Consider the following 13,634-nt stretch of genomic DNA (forward strand, 5'->3'; position numbering starts at 1 on the left):
CGATCAGGTGCAGGAGGCTCTCGACAAACCCCGTCGTCTGCCGCAGCGCCATGCCGAACAGTACTTTCATCGTCAGACATGTCTGGATCGCAGCGTCACTGTAGTCGGGCTGTCGGCCACGTTTTCCGGTCGGCGCAGCCTCCCAGGCCATGGTGGGATCGAACCAAATCGTCAGCGAGCCACGACGCTTGAGCGCTTCGTTATAGGCGGACCAGTTCCTGGTCTTGTAGGCGAGGGGTGTGGGTTTACTCATACCACACAGCTACCATGCTGGATTCACAAGATGAATCCCTCATGGGATTTGTGCAACAGAGCCCCTATTATGGTCACCTTTACAATCAGACGTTTGCTCCCCAGGGATCTCATTCAGATACAACACAAAAGTATGGGCTGTTAATCCGATGCATCATTTCTGACATAAGAACCACCGTTTTGGTGCCTATTATGATCACCTCTACACAACGCGCCTGCAAACCCTGTTCAGGCGTCCAATTCTGCATCCCAATACAGAAAGTCCAACCAGCTTTGATGCAAATGGTTTGGCGGAAAGCGGCGGCCCGCTGCATGCATCCCTTCGGGCGACGGTTGGCGGGGCTTGCGGTTCAACTGCAACCCACAATCACGCAAAGACCGCGCCCCTTTGCGCAGGTTGCACGGGCTGCACGCAGCCACCACATTTTCCCAACTGGTCACCCCCCCCAGCGCGCGCGGCACCACATGGTCAAAGGTCAAATCGCCTTTGCCACCGCAATATTGGCAACAAAATTCGTCGCGCAAAAACAGGTTAAACCGGGTAAACGCCACGCGCTTTTGCGGTTTTACGAAATCCTTCAGGACAATCACAGACGGGATGCGAAACTCATCCCTTTGGCTGCGCACCGTCTGCTCATACTCGGCCACGATTGTTACACGGTCCAGATAGGCCGCTTTGATCGCATCTTGCCACGGCCACAGCGACAGCGGGTAATAGGACAACGGCCGATAATCCGCATTCAACACCAGCGCCGGAAAATGCCGCAACGCCACAGGTTCACGCACAAAATTCGTTCTGAAATCACCATCCATCGTCTTGACAAAATCCCCCAGCGGCGTCCAATCACAGGCGCAGCCGGGGTTAAGGGGCCCGGCCCCTGCCCATCAATTATATATCGCAGTTGCCGACTGACAAGCCCCTTATCTGCCCCGTTCCCTGCACCACCTGCGGCGCATCCGCACGGGGAACGGGCAGCGGTTATTTGGGCAAACGGTCGTTCAAAAACGCCAAGGTTGCCTGCAAGCCATCGGGCGCAATTCCATGCGCCGTACCCTTCATCACATGGCCGAACACTTCAAACCCTGCGGTGACCAAGGCATCCCCGGCAAGCCCCATATCGGCAAAAGGCACCACAGGGTCTTGATCGCCATGGATCAACATCACGGGCGGTTTTACCACCGCCTCCCCCAGTAATTCGGGGGCCAACAGCCGCCCCGAAATCGCCACCAAACCCGCCATCGCAGGGCTGCGGCGCGGGGCCACATGCAGGCTTATCATCGCGCCTTGCGAAAAGCCCACCAGCACCAGCGCGGCAGGTGTCAGCCCTTCTTCGGCCAGTTTGGTATCCAAAAAGGCGTTCAAATCATCGGCTGCGGCCAACAGGCCCGCGCGCGCTACCGCCTCGGATGATCCGTCAATCCACGGAATCGGAAACCATTGCCGCCCCATTGGCGCGCCGTTGCATGGTTCGGGCGCATCGGGCGAATAAAACACCGTCCCCGGCAAATGCGGTGCCAGCGGGTCCGACAGCCCCATCAGATCATCCCCATTGGCCCCGTATCCATGCACAAACACGACCATAGAGGTTGCTTTGCCATAGGCGGCACCCATGCGGGCGGAATTTAGGTTGCGTGTCATCGAATACCCTCATGTGCGGTTGAAACGCGGTAATAGGCCCAAAGCAGGGTCGCCGCAACCGATTGCCACGGTGACCATTGGGCCGCCATCGCGCGCATCGGTTTTTCCTTTGGGCGATCGGGCAGGTCAAACAGCCGCCGTGCCGCCTCTTGCAAAGCCAGATCACCGGGCGCGAACACATCGGCGCGCCCCAAACTGAACATGGCGTAAATCTCGGCGGTCCAGGTGCCAATGCCGGGCACCGCCGTCAGCACCGTCATCACTTGGGCATCGGGCAAATCGCGCAAGCCCGTATAATCAATCCGTGCCGCCGCCAGCGCGTGCGCATAGCGGATTTTTTGGCGCGACAGCCCGCAGGCGCGCAGCTCCTCTTCGCTTGCTGCCGCCACCCGCGCCTCATCGGTCAGGCCCGCTGCGGCAAGCCGCGCCCAGATTGCGGCGGCCGATTGCGTGCTAACCTGCTGGCCGATAATGGCATCCAACAGCGCCCCAAACCCATCCGGTTTCAACCGCAGCGGCAACGGCCCCGTCAGGGTCAGCGCATGGGCAAAGCGCGGATCATGGGCAGCCAACCACGCCGCCCCCTCTGCCACGCAAGCATCGCCTTGAATAAGTCGCCCAACCATCGCCACCTCCGCTTTGCGCAACGCTACCCCCGCAGGCGGTGGCTGAGAACCCCTGAAAACTGCGCGCGCTTTGGCCCCAATTGTAGCAATCACAATTTCTCCCTTGCCCCAAGGGCCGCGCCGGGCTTACGACAGATCATGACCCAAACAGACACCCTCCCCGCCTCCGACGCTCAATCTCGCCGCAACGTCTGGGTGCTGGTTGCTGCCCAAGCGATCCTTGGCGCGCAGATGCCGATGATTTTCACCATCGCGGGGCTGGCGGGGCAAACGCTGGCATCAAACGCGTGCTGGGCCACGCTGTCGATTTCGATCATGGTGATCGGGTCGATGTTTTCGGCCACGCCGCTGTCGGCGATCATGCAAAAATATGGCCGCCGCGCAGGGTTTTTGATTGGCACCACGGCGGGCGCGCTGGGGGCGGGCATCGGGGCTTATGGGCTTTATTCCGCCAGCTTTCCTATTTTCCTGTTCGGCGCGTTTTTCTCGGGCACTTATATGTCGGCCCAAGGGTTCTACCGTTTTGCCGCCGCTGACACTGCGAGTGAGGCGTTTCGGCCCAAGGCGATTTCATGGGTGATGGCGGGCGGTTTGTTGTCCGCGATCATCGGGCCGCAGCTGGTCAAAGTGACCGCGCAAGCCTTTGTCGTGCCGTTTATGGGCACTTATATTGCAGTGATTGTGCTGAATTTGGTCGGGTCGTTTCTGTTTTTGGGCCTGAACATCCCCAAGCCTGCCGTCCCCAAGCCGGGCGATGATAAGGGGCGCACCCGCTGGGAAATGATCAAGGAACCCCGCATCGCGGTGGCGGTGATTTGTGCGACCGTGTCTTATGCGTTGATGAATTTGGTGATGACATCGTCGCCGCTTGCGGTGGTGGGGTGCGGGTTCAAAACGGCGGATGCTGCCGATGTGGTCACGATGCATGTGCTTGCCATGTATGTGCCGTCGTTTTTCACCGGGCATTTGATTGCGCGGTTCGGGGTGGAAAAAATCATCGCCCTTGGCCTGACCATTTTGGCTGCGGCGGGTGCTGTGGCCTTGACGGGGGTGGAGCTGGTCAACTTTTTTGCCGCTTTGGTTTTGCTGGGCATTGGTTGGAATTTCGGCTTTATCGGGGCCACGTCGATGCTGGTTGGCACCCTTGCCCCGAGCGAGCGGGGCCGCATGCAGGGTTTGAATGATCTGTTGGTTTTTGGCGGCGTGACCATGGCATCGCTGTCATCGGGTGGGTTGATGAACTGTTCGGGCGGGTCGGTGGAGGAAGGCTGGGCGGCGGTGAACATCGCGATGCTGCCGTTCTTGGTGTTGGCGGGGGGCGCGTTGATTTGGCTGGCGCTGCAGCCCAAAGAAATGCGTGCGAATTGAGGTGAAAATCGCGCGCGATGCGCCGGGCAATGCGTTGAAAACATTGACTTTTGGTTTTTCTGTTAACCACATCGTAAGGTTTGATCAGCGCTGCATCGCACCCACAGCAGCGGCCAAAGGCGATTGATCCACCGCGATCAAGCCCCGGCGCGGGCGGTCCAGATCAATGATCAAAAACACCAAAACAGCGATAAGCAAGGTCATGGCATAGACCGGAACCCCCGGTCGCACGCCCGATATGGCCGATGAAAACCCAATAACCGCGCCCAAGACCACAAAGGTGCCGAACAGCAAAAACAGCACCAATTCCGGCACATGGCGGTCAATCGCGGAATTGCGGGTCGACAGCGCGTCGATCATATCATTCAGGCTGGCGGCAAACCCCATCGACACCGGGGTGGGAAATTCGCGCGCTTCATCCGCTGCGATTTGCCACAAAACATCGAACACCACGGCGGCACGCTGCACCATTTGGGCACGCGCGACATGATCGGCGGCCGAGATTTCGACCGCTGCCAACCGCGCATCACCGTATTGGCGCAGCAGCCCCTTGGCCGCATCGCGGCGCTTTTCGCTGATCAAATCGCTGCGCAGATAGGCCGTGCCCATTGTATTCGCCTCATGCACCACCGCGACGCTGCGTTCATCAAACCGCGACAACGACAGCGAAAAGGTAAAGCCAAGCAGCAAGGCTAACAGACCCAAAAGCGAGCCTTGGACAGCGCTGGCTTGTGCCACCGCTTCAGCGTCTGTGTTTAGTTGCACGCGTTTGCCCCAACCGCGCGCTACCATGCCCGCAAGGACCATGAGGCAAAACACCGAAACGGCGATCACATAGGATGGGATGTCATAGATCAATTCAGATTGTCCCATCCCATAGCCCTTTCACAGCAGGGCGTGCAGTTACCGCAGGCTGGCCAGCAAATCAAGGCTGGGTTCGCCCGTCACGCCCATGCCGCGGCTGGTTTGATAGGCGGAAATGGCAGCGCGGGTTTTGGCCCCGATCACCCCATCGCTGCCGCCTGTGTCAAACCCTTTGGCGGTCAGCAGCATTTGCATTTGCTTGCGGTCGTCAATGGTCATGCCGGTCGCATCGGGCGGGAACGCGCCGCGAATGGCGGGGCGGCCAAGGATACGGTCCGACAGATGCCCAACGCCAATCACATAGCTTTCGGAATTATTGTAGCGGGTGATGGCGGTGAAGTTGCGGAAGGTCATGAAGGCCGGGCCGCGCGCCCCTTCGGGGATAATGATCGAGGCTGCGCCATGGTTGGGCACGGTGCCCCCATCCATATCGCGCACGCCCATTGCCGCCCATTCGGACGGGGAGCGGGTGGATTTGCGCCCGGCAAGGCCTGCGTTAAACCCAGCGGGCAAGCGCACCTCGACGCCCCAAGGTTGGCCGCGTGTCCAGCCGGATTTGGCGAGGTAGGCGGCGGTGGAGGCAAGGCTGTCGGCGGGATCATCGGACCAGATGTCGCGCCGCCCATCGCCCGTGAAATCCACTGCGAACAGCTCGTACGATGTGGGGATGAATTGCGTGTGGCCCATCGCCCCCGCCCATGATCCCACCATGCGGTTTGCCGAAATATCGCCATTTTGCAAGATTTTCAGCGCCGCGATCAGTTGTTTTTCAAAAAACGCGCCGCGCCGCCCTTCATACGCCAGCGTGGCCACGGCGGAAATCACCGGAATATCGCCGCGCCGTTCGCCAAAGAAACTTTCCAGCCCCCAGACGGCGGCGACCACATGCCCTTCGACCCCATAGCGACGCTCAACCGCGTCCAGCGTGGCGCGCTGGCGGGCATAGGCCGCACGGCCCTTTGACACGCGTTCATCCGAGGCGGCGATGGCAAGGTAATCTTGCAAGCTGCGTTTGAATTCGGTTTGGTTGCGGTCGCGTTCAATCACCTCGGGCAGAAAGCCCACATTGGCGAAAGCGGCGGTCATGGTGGATTGGTTGATGCTGGTGGTGCGGGCGCGAAAGGATGCGACCCACGCATCGAACCCGGCGTTGGGCACGGGGGTGTAGGTGGGACCGGTGCTGGTTCCTATGCGCGCGGCCACTGGGCCGGAGCCGCCGCCCACGCATCCGGTAAGAAAGGCAGCGCCAAGCGTGGCTAAGGTGGTGCGGCGGGTGATCTGCATCGGTAACTCCTCAATTCCATGCGGGGCTTTGCCCGATTGCCTGCAAACTATCCGAAATCATGGGAGGGGGGAAGCGGGGTTACCAGCGGTGGGTGAAAGCTTGCCACAACAGGCGGCCCCGGCGGGAAAATTCGGACAGCTGCAGCGCCCCTTCGCCCACGCGGCCCGGTTCCGCCACCGCCATCTGCAGCAGGGGTTTGGCCTGCCAACCTGCCAGCAAAGCGGGATGGGCGTTGCGCAAAATGCCTTGGTTGCGGGCGGATTGCAGGCGGTCAAGGCCGCGCTGTGCCAGGGCCGCGATGCCCGCATCCCGCCCATCCAGCAGGGGGATGCGGCCGCGCTGTGCCAGTTCGGGCACCGCTTGCAGGTAGGTCGCAAGGCCAGCCGCCCAGCCGAAATCGCGCAAAGCGCCTTCATCCGTGCTGCCAAGCGTTTTGCCGGACAGCCACATCAAGGCGCCGCCCGTGTCATCCAAATAAGCGTCCATCGCGGTTTGATTTTCAAACGCATCTTTGTAAATATCCCAGCGCCGCGCCCCTGCCATACGGTCCAGCACCTCCAGCGGCAGGTCGTGGGCGGTGATCAGATCGGCCAGCGGTTGCATGATTTCATGGCCGCGAATGGTGCCGCGCGCCGTATCCTCCACCGCGTCACGCCACCATTGCAGGCGCATTTCGGCGATCATCGGCTCTTTGCTGGCCCAAGGCGCGCGCGAGATTTCGATGTTATAGACGTACAGCGTGGCAAGGGGCGCGCGGCTGTGCGGGGGGGCGGCCATAAGGGCGGCAAAACGAGTGGGGTCGGCGCGTTCGATATGGTCCAGCATCACGGCGCGCCATCGCGGATCAGCTTCCATGTCACCGCCTCCAGCAGCGCCTCAAAGCTCGCGTCAACGATATTGGCGGACACGCCGACGGTGGACCAGCGTTTTCCCTGCGCATCCTCGCTGTCGATGATCACGCGGGTCACAGCCTCGGTGCCACCTTGGGTGATGCGGACTTTGAAATCCACCAAGCGCATGTCGTTGATGTAGGATTGATAAGGGCCAAGGTCCTTTGCCAGCGCTTTCCACAGCGCGTTGACGGGGCCACGGTCGGTGCCGGTGGCGTCCATCGACTCGCTGACCGACAGCATCTTTTGGTCGCCGATTTTGACGACCACGACAGCTTCGGACAGGGTAATCATCTGATCACGCTTGTTTTTGCGACGTTCCACCGTGACGCGGTAACGTTTGACTTCAAAAAACGTGGGGCACAGGGTTAGGGCGCGCCGCGCCAGCAACTCGAAACTGGCCTGCGCGCCGTCATAAGCATAGCCCTGATCTTCGCGCAGTTTAATATCGTCCAAAATTCCGGCCAAACGCGGGTCTTTCGCATCAACCACAATCCCCGCCGCCGCAAGCCGCGCGCGCAAATTCGATTGCCCGGCTTGGTTTGACATGGGGATAATGCGCGCATTGCCGACCAAATCCGGCACAATATGCTCATACGTCGACGGATCTTTCAAAATCGCCGAGGCATGCAGCCCCGCCTTATGCGCGAATGCCGACGCGCCAACATAGGCCGCCCCCCGCTGCGGCACCCGGTTCAAAATATCATCCAACATCCGGCTGGTGCGCAAAATACCCGCCAGCGCGGCATGGCTGACCCCGGTTTCAAACCGACTGGCATAGGGGGCTTTCAACAACAAAGTCGGAATCAGCGAAATCAAATTCGCATTGCCGCAGCGTTCGCCCAACCCGTTCAACGTGCCTTGGATTTGGCGCGCGCCCGCATCGACCGCCGCCAGCGAACAGGCCACGGCATTGCCGGTATCATCATGGCAATGAATGCCCAAACGCGCGCCGGGAATACCTGCGGCAATCACCTCCGCAGTGATCCGCCCCACCTCCGCAGGCAAAGTGCCGCCGTTGGTGTCGCATAAAACAATCCACCGCGCGCCTGCATCAAACGCCGCGCGCAGGCACGACATGGCATAGGCGGGGTTCGCCAGATAGCCGTCAAAAAAATGCTCCGCATCAAACAACGCCTCACGGCCCTTGGCGACCACATGCGCAAAACTTTCCGCAATGGCCGCGCGGTTTTCCTCCAACGTCACGCCAAGCGCGGTGGTCACATGAAACTCATGCGTTTTGCCCACCAAACAGACTGATGGCGTGCCCGCGTCCAACACCGCCGCCAAAACATCGTCATTTGCCGCCGATCGCCCCACCCGCTTGGTCATCCCAAACGCCGTCATCACCGCGCGCGTGTCAGGCCGTTCAGTAAAAAACTCACTGTCGGTCGGATTGGCCCCCGGCCAGCCCCCCTCAATATAATCCACCCCCAACGCATCCAGCGCCCGCGCAATCTGCACCTTTTCAACCGTTGAAAACTGCACGCCTTGCGTTTGCTGCCCATCGCGCAAGGTGGTGTCATACAGATAAAGCCGTTCCTTCATCCCCGCCCCCCACATTCATCTTGGCAAAAATACCTTCGGGGGGGCTGCGTTGCTTTGCAAAGCAGCCTTGGGGGCAGACAGCCCCCAGCGCCGGCCACACAAACACACATCACTTCAACGCCTCCACCTTCGCCGCATCAAAGCCAGCTGCGGGTGTCAAAACCACACCGTCGCGACCCATTTGCACCAAAACACCGGCTGCCGCCAAATCCGCCTTCATCGCATCCACCGCACTGAAATCTTTCGATTGTTTTGCCGCAGCCCAAAGCACCTCTAGCCGTCCCCCCAATCCGCCCAAATGATATGCATCAACCCAATCCCCCATCCCGTCTTCCAACAACCCCATCAAACGGGCGGAGGCTAACAGCCCCGTATAATCGCCCTGCCCCGCTGCCACATGCAAAGCCGCCAGCGCCCCCGCCGTGTTCAGATCATCAGACAAAGCGTCGATCACAGGGCCCAACGGGTTTGGGGCGGGCTCAATGCCCTCCACAAACCCGCGCCACTTGCGCAACGCTGCCTCTGCCTGCGCGGCCTTCTCCGCCGTCCAATCCATCGTTTTGCGGTAATGCGTGCCCAAAAATACAAACCTGATCACTTCACCTGGCACACCCTGATCCAGCAAATCGCGCACGGTGAAAAAATTGCCCAGCGATTTGGACATTTTGCGCCCCTCTACCTGCAACATCTCATTGTGCAGCCAATAATTGGCAAAGCCCGCATCCGGGTTGGCGCAGCAGCTTTGCGCCACCTCATTTTCATGGTGCGGAAAGGTCAAATCGGACCCGCCGCCGTGAATGTCGAACGACGGGCCCAGCAGTGCCTGCGACATTGCGGAACATTCGATATGCCAACCGGGGCGGCCCCGGCCCCACGGGCTGTCCCAGCCCGGCGTCACGGCATCGGACGGTTTCCACAGCACGAAATCCATTGGGTCGCGTTTGTACGGGGCCACCTCCACCCGCGCGCCCGCGATCATATCATCGACCGACCGCCCCGACAGTTGGCCATAAGCCGGATAAGACCGCACATCAAACAGCACATGGCCCTGTTCGCCGTAGGCATGACCCGAGGCAATAAGGCGTTCGATCATCGCGACCATTTCCACGATATATTGCGTCGCGCGGGGTTCATGGTCTGGGCGCAGGTTTCCCAGCGCGTCCATATCGGCGTGATACCACGCGATGGTTTCCTCAGTCCGCTGGTGGATCAATTCCTCAAGGCTGCCCGGCTCGCCGGCTTGTTGGCGGCGCAAGCCTTCGGCGTTGATCTTGTCATCAACATCCGTAAAATTGCGCACATACGTGACATGATCTGCGCCGTATTCATGGCGCAGCACCCGGTTCAGCACGTCAAACATAATCACATTGCGCGCATTGCCCAGATGGGCGCGATCATAGACCGTTGGGCCGCACAGATAAATCCGCACATTGGACGCGTCAATCGGGGTGAAATCCTCTTTCACGCGGGATTTGGTGTTGTGCAGTTTGATCTTGGCCATGGGGCACCTTTACGCAGTCTTTACAGCTTTGGCATATCAACATCAGGCCCGATTGGAAACGGCTTACTGGCCCTTTGCAGGTTGCGCCTTGCTGTTGTAGACCCGCGCAAACCGCCGCAAAAGGATGCGCCCATGATCCGCCTGTTGATTTTGCTGTTGTGGCTGCCTGTTGGTGCAATGGCCCAGCCTTATCCTGCGCCCGTGTCGGATACGGTCAGTGATTACGCCAACTTGCTGCCGCCCGCAACGCAAGCGCGGATTTCGGCCAATCTGCAAGCGGCGCGGAATGAAACCGGGGTGCATATCGCCTTGGTCACCATCGCGCGCATGGCCGATTACGGCGGCGCAGGGCCAAACGCCACGCGGCGGTTTGCCGATTTTGCCACGGGCTGGTTCAACGCTTGGGGCATTGGGGACGCCGCGCGCCATGATGGGATTTTGATTTTGGTGTCGCAAGGCGATCGCGAAATGCGGATTGTTTTGGGCGATGCGTATGATGTGATTTGGGATGGGCGCGCGCAGCGGGTGATTGATACCGCCATGTTGCCCGCGTTTTCCGCAGGTGATTATCCGCGCGGCCTAGAGGCGGGGGCGCAATCGGCCATTGACCGTCTTGCGCGCCCTTTTGCCACGGGTGCGGCGGTGACGGCGGATAGCGGGTTTGCGCAGGACTCCGTTTGGGCGGGAATTACGGGCGTTTTGATCATCTTGGCCGCGGCGTTTGCAATGATCTGGATGATCTTTAAATCCAAATTGCGCGATCTGTTGGTGCGGTTGCGCGCGTGCCCCAACTGTGGCGCGCGCAAATTGCGGGTGAAGCGCGGCGTGACCGTGCCACCAAGTGAGGATATTGGCGGAACCGGCCAACGGACGCAGCGCTGTGACGCCTGCAATGATACCCGCGTTGAGGCGTATAATATCCCTTCAAGATCTGTGGCGCGGGCGGCAAAATCATCCAGCAAGCGGGGGTTTGGCGGGGGCCGTTCGGGCGGGGGTGGTGCTTCGGGCAAGTGGTGAATGGGGGCAAATGGTGAGGGGGGCAAGGTTTCCCCTGCCCCGCCCGTTACATCAGAATTTATAGCCGACTTTGATTTGCACCAAATTGGCGCGCAAATCGGCCCCGCTGTTGTCAAAGTTGTTAAAGCGGTGATGGGTGAATTCGCCGCCAACGGTCCACGCATCATTCAGCGCGTAATCCATGCCGACACCCAAAACCAAGCCGTTGTCGGACCGGCCAACGCCGCTCAAGGTCGCCTTGGCATGCGCGCCGCCCACTGTGGCATAAACCAAGGTTTGGCCCAGATCATAGCCGCCCATCAGTTTCAACTGGGTGACGCTGTCCAATTCCCCAACCGCGCCAAGGTCGATGTTTGCCGCGTTATACGCAAGCTCCACGCCCGTTACGAACTGGCCGTAGTCATATCGGTAGCCAGCATGGACGCCGCCGATCGCGCCATTGCCATCAAGGCTGACGGGGCCGGGCAGATCACCCGACAAATCGCCGTAGCCCAGCTGCGCGCCCGCGTAAAACCCAGTCCAATTGCCGGTTGGTGCGGGGGCGGTATAGACGGGTGTGATCATCGGCTCGGGGGTGGGGGTGTTCATGCCGCCCGCAAAGGCCGGCGCGCTGATCGCGGTCGCAAGGGCAAGAGATGTGATAAATTTCATGGGATTACCTTTCGTGTGGGTCCACGGCTTTGTGCCGCTTGTCCCATCAACGCATAGATAACCCTTTGGTTCCGTAGGGTTTAGCCCCCCTCACAGACCTGTGACCGCGCGTGTGTGTGACGGGGGAAATTCCGCCGATGCCGCGCGGATGTTCGGCGCAATCTGGCCTGTTTGGGGATTAGATCGCAGCCTTTTCTTCTAGCGCCATCCATTCCGCCTCTAGTGCTGAAAGTTGGGTCTGTCGTTCGGCCATCATCTCGGACGCTTTGCGGAATTTCACGGGTTCGCGTGAGAACAAATCATCCGCCTCCAGCAATTCGCCCAGCTTGCTGATTTCGACCTCCATCTTGGCGATCAGATCGGGCAGGTTTTCAAGGCGTTTGCGTTCGGTAAACGACAGCGTATCGGCGCGTTTGGTGTTTGATTTTTGCGCGGGCGCTGCGGCGGATTTGGCGGTAAATGTCGCCTCCGGCGCCCATTCGATGTCGCGCTGGGACATATAATCGGTCCAGCCGCCGGGGAACACGCCCACGCGGCCCTGCCCCTCCAGCGCCACGGTCGAGGTCGCCACACGGTCGATGAAATCGCGGTCGTGGCTGACCAGCAGCACGGTGCCATCGTAATAGCCAAGGATATCTTGCAGCAAATCCAGGGTTTCGACGTCCAGATCGTTTGTCGGTTCGTCGAGGATGAGCAGGTTCGACGGTTTTGCCATGATGCGGGCCAGCAAAAGCCGCGCCTTTTCACCGCCCGACAAGGAGCGCACGGGGGCGCGCGCCTGCGCCTCATTGAACAGGAAATCCTTGAGGTAGCCGACGACATGCTTGGGGTTGCCGCGCACCATCACTTGGTCCGAACTACCCGACACCGACATCGACGGGTCATTGGTCAAGTTGTCCCACAGCGATGCGTTGGGGTCCAGCTGCGCGCGGGTTTGGTCGAACACGGCGATATCGAGGTTGGTGCCAAGGGTGATCGTGCCGCTGTCGGGGGTAATTTCGCCTGTCAGCATTTTCAGCAAAGTGGTTTTGCCAATACCGTTCGGCCCAACAAAGGCAATCCGGTCGCCGCGCAGCACACGCAGATCAAGGTTGTTAACGATTTGCTGGTCGCCAAAGGCCTTGAAGATGCCTTTGGCCTCTACCACGCGCTTGCCCGATGTGGTGCCCGATTCCAGCGCCATGGCGGCGGTGCCTTGGCGACGGATTTGGCCCGCGCGTTCGGCGCGCAGATCGGCCAGCGCGCGCACCCGGCCCTGGTTGCGTTTGCGGCGGGCCGAAATCCCTTCGACCGCCCAACGCGCTTCGGCTTTGATCTTGCGGTCTAGCTTGTGGCGCTGGTCGTCCTCCTCGGCCCAGACGGTTTCGCGCCATTCCTCAAACCCGTCAAACCCGCTTTCACGGCGGCGCACTTGGCCGCGATCAATCCATAGGGTCGCGCGGGTGAGCGCCTTCAGGAACGCGCGGTCGTGGGAGATGAGGACAAAGGCGGTGCGGGTCGATCGCAGCTCCTCCTCCAGCCATTGGATGGCTTGGATATCAAGGTGGTTGGTCGGCTCATCAAGCAGCATCAACTCCGGCGCTTCGGCCATCAACCGGGCCAATGCGGCACGGCGGCGTTCCCCGCCCGAGGCAGAGGCCACAGGCGTTTCGGGGTTGAATTTCAACCCTTCGGCCACCATCGCAACCTTATATTCCTCACCCTCAGGCAAATTGGCAGCGGCGTAATCGCCCAGCGTTTCATAAGCCGACAGGTCGGGGTCTTGTTCCATATAGCCCACGGTGACGCCGGGCGGCACAACGCGCGTGCCCGCATCGGGCAGCGTGAGGCCGGCCATCACCTTCATCAAGGTCGATTTGCCCGACCCGTTGCGGCCCACAAGCGCCACGCGGTCGCCGGGGTGAACGACCAGATCAAGGTTATCAAACACAGGGTCGCCGCCAAAGGTCAGCATGATACCGGAAAGTTGCAACAAAGGGGCGCGGGCCATGGG

At 60.3% G+C, this 13,634-nt stretch carries 13 protein-coding genes; 2 read left to right on the top strand and 11 right to left on the bottom strand.

Translation table 11 applies throughout. The features are described from left to right. The 4 genes from BMY36_RS01805 to BMY36_RS01820 form a co-directional block, all read right to left on the bottom strand. Positions 1-253 (bottom strand): transposase (locus BMY36_RS01805; protein ID WP_175469230.1); only part of this gene is annotated, 253 nt, incomplete at its 3' end. A gap of 227 nt (positions 254-480) precedes the next feature. Continuing rightward, positions 481-1,065, bottom strand: coding sequence for an HNH endonuclease (locus tag BMY36_RS01810; RefSeq protein WP_050520290.1), 585 nt, complete (start codon positions 1,063-1,065; stop codon positions 481-483). Positions 1,066-1,231: 166 nt separating this feature from the next. Then, positions 1,232-1,891, bottom strand: a complete 660-nt coding sequence (locus BMY36_RS01815) for an alpha/beta hydrolase (RefSeq protein ID WP_050520289.1) — start codon at positions 1,889-1,891, stop codon at positions 1,232-1,234. Further along, positions 1,888-2,517, bottom strand: coding sequence for a DNA-3-methyladenine glycosylase family protein (locus BMY36_RS01820; protein ID WP_050520288.1), 630 nt, complete (start codon positions 2,515-2,517; stop codon positions 1,888-1,890). Before BMY36_RS01820 ends, BMY36_RS01815 begins: the two co-directional genes overlap by 4 nt. A 138-nt stretch (positions 2,518-2,655) precedes the next feature. On the opposite strand from BMY36_RS01820, the gene BMY36_RS01825 reads away from it, so the two are divergent. Further along, positions 2,656-3,885, top strand: a complete 1,230-nt coding sequence (locus BMY36_RS01825) for an MFS transporter (protein WP_050520287.1) — start codon at positions 2,656-2,658, stop codon at positions 3,883-3,885. A gap of 84 nt (positions 3,886-3,969) precedes the next feature. Here the strand turns inward: BMY36_RS01825 and BMY36_RS01830 are convergent, their stop codons facing one another. The 5 genes from BMY36_RS01830 to cysS all read right to left on the bottom strand — a co-directional run bounded on the left by BMY36_RS01830 (position 3,970) and on the right by cysS (position 9,973). Beyond that, entirely contained in the window at positions 3,970-4,758 is a 789-nt protein-coding gene (locus BMY36_RS01830) for a bestrophin-like domain (RefSeq protein WP_050520286.1), read from the bottom strand. A 30-nt stretch (positions 4,759-4,788) separates the two neighbouring features. Then, positions 4,789-6,033 carry a lytic murein transglycosylase gene (locus BMY36_RS01835; protein WP_050520285.1) on the bottom strand — a complete coding sequence of 415 codons (1,245 nt, stop codon included), beginning with the start codon at positions 6,031-6,033 and terminating at the stop codon, positions 4,789-4,791. Between the two features lie 79 nt (positions 6,034-6,112). Continuing rightward, positions 6,113-6,889 carry a phytoene/squalene synthase family protein gene (locus BMY36_RS01840; protein ID WP_050520284.1) on the bottom strand — a complete coding sequence of 259 codons (777 nt, stop codon included), beginning with the start codon at positions 6,887-6,889 and terminating at the stop codon, positions 6,113-6,115. Next, positions 6,859-8,487, bottom strand: a complete 1,629-nt coding sequence (gene cimA, locus BMY36_RS01845) for a citramalate synthase (RefSeq protein WP_050520283.1) — start codon at positions 8,485-8,487, stop codon at positions 6,859-6,861. The genes BMY36_RS01840 and cimA overlap by 31 nt, the downstream gene beginning before the upstream one ends. Before the next feature lie 94 nt (positions 8,488-8,581). Continuing rightward, on the bottom strand, positions 8,582-9,973 hold the full coding sequence (gene cysS / locus BMY36_RS01850; RefSeq protein WP_050520282.1) for a cysteine--tRNA ligase: 1,392 nt from the start codon (positions 9,971-9,973) through the stop codon (positions 8,582-8,584). A gap of 132 nt (positions 9,974-10,105) precedes the next feature. Here cysS and BMY36_RS01855 point away from each other — a divergent pair, with 132 nt between their 5' ends. Beyond that, entirely contained in the window at positions 10,106-10,990 is an 885-nt protein-coding gene (locus BMY36_RS01855; RefSeq protein ID WP_050520281.1) for a TPM domain-containing protein, read from the top strand. A 51-nt stretch (positions 10,991-11,041) separates the two neighbouring features. On the opposite strand, the gene BMY36_RS01860 is transcribed toward BMY36_RS01855, so the two are convergent. Together BMY36_RS01860 and BMY36_RS01865 are read right to left on the bottom strand one after the other, a co-directional pair. Beyond that, positions 11,042-11,641: an outer membrane protein gene (locus BMY36_RS01860; protein ID WP_050520280.1), complete on the bottom strand. Its 600-nt coding sequence runs from the start codon at positions 11,639-11,641 to the stop codon at positions 11,042-11,044. A gap of 178 nt (positions 11,642-11,819) precedes the next feature. After that, positions 11,820-13,631 (bottom strand): ABC-F family ATP-binding cassette domain-containing protein, encoded by a 1,812-nt coding sequence (locus BMY36_RS01865; protein ID WP_050520279.1) that lies wholly within the window; start codon positions 13,629-13,631, stop codon positions 11,820-11,822. Positions 13,632-13,634 lie beyond the last annotated feature (3 nt).

This window comes from Pseudorhodobacter antarcticus (assembly GCF_900110135.1).
GTDB lineage: Bacteria > Pseudomonadota > Alphaproteobacteria > Rhodobacterales > Rhodobacteraceae > Pseudorhodobacter > Pseudorhodobacter antarcticus.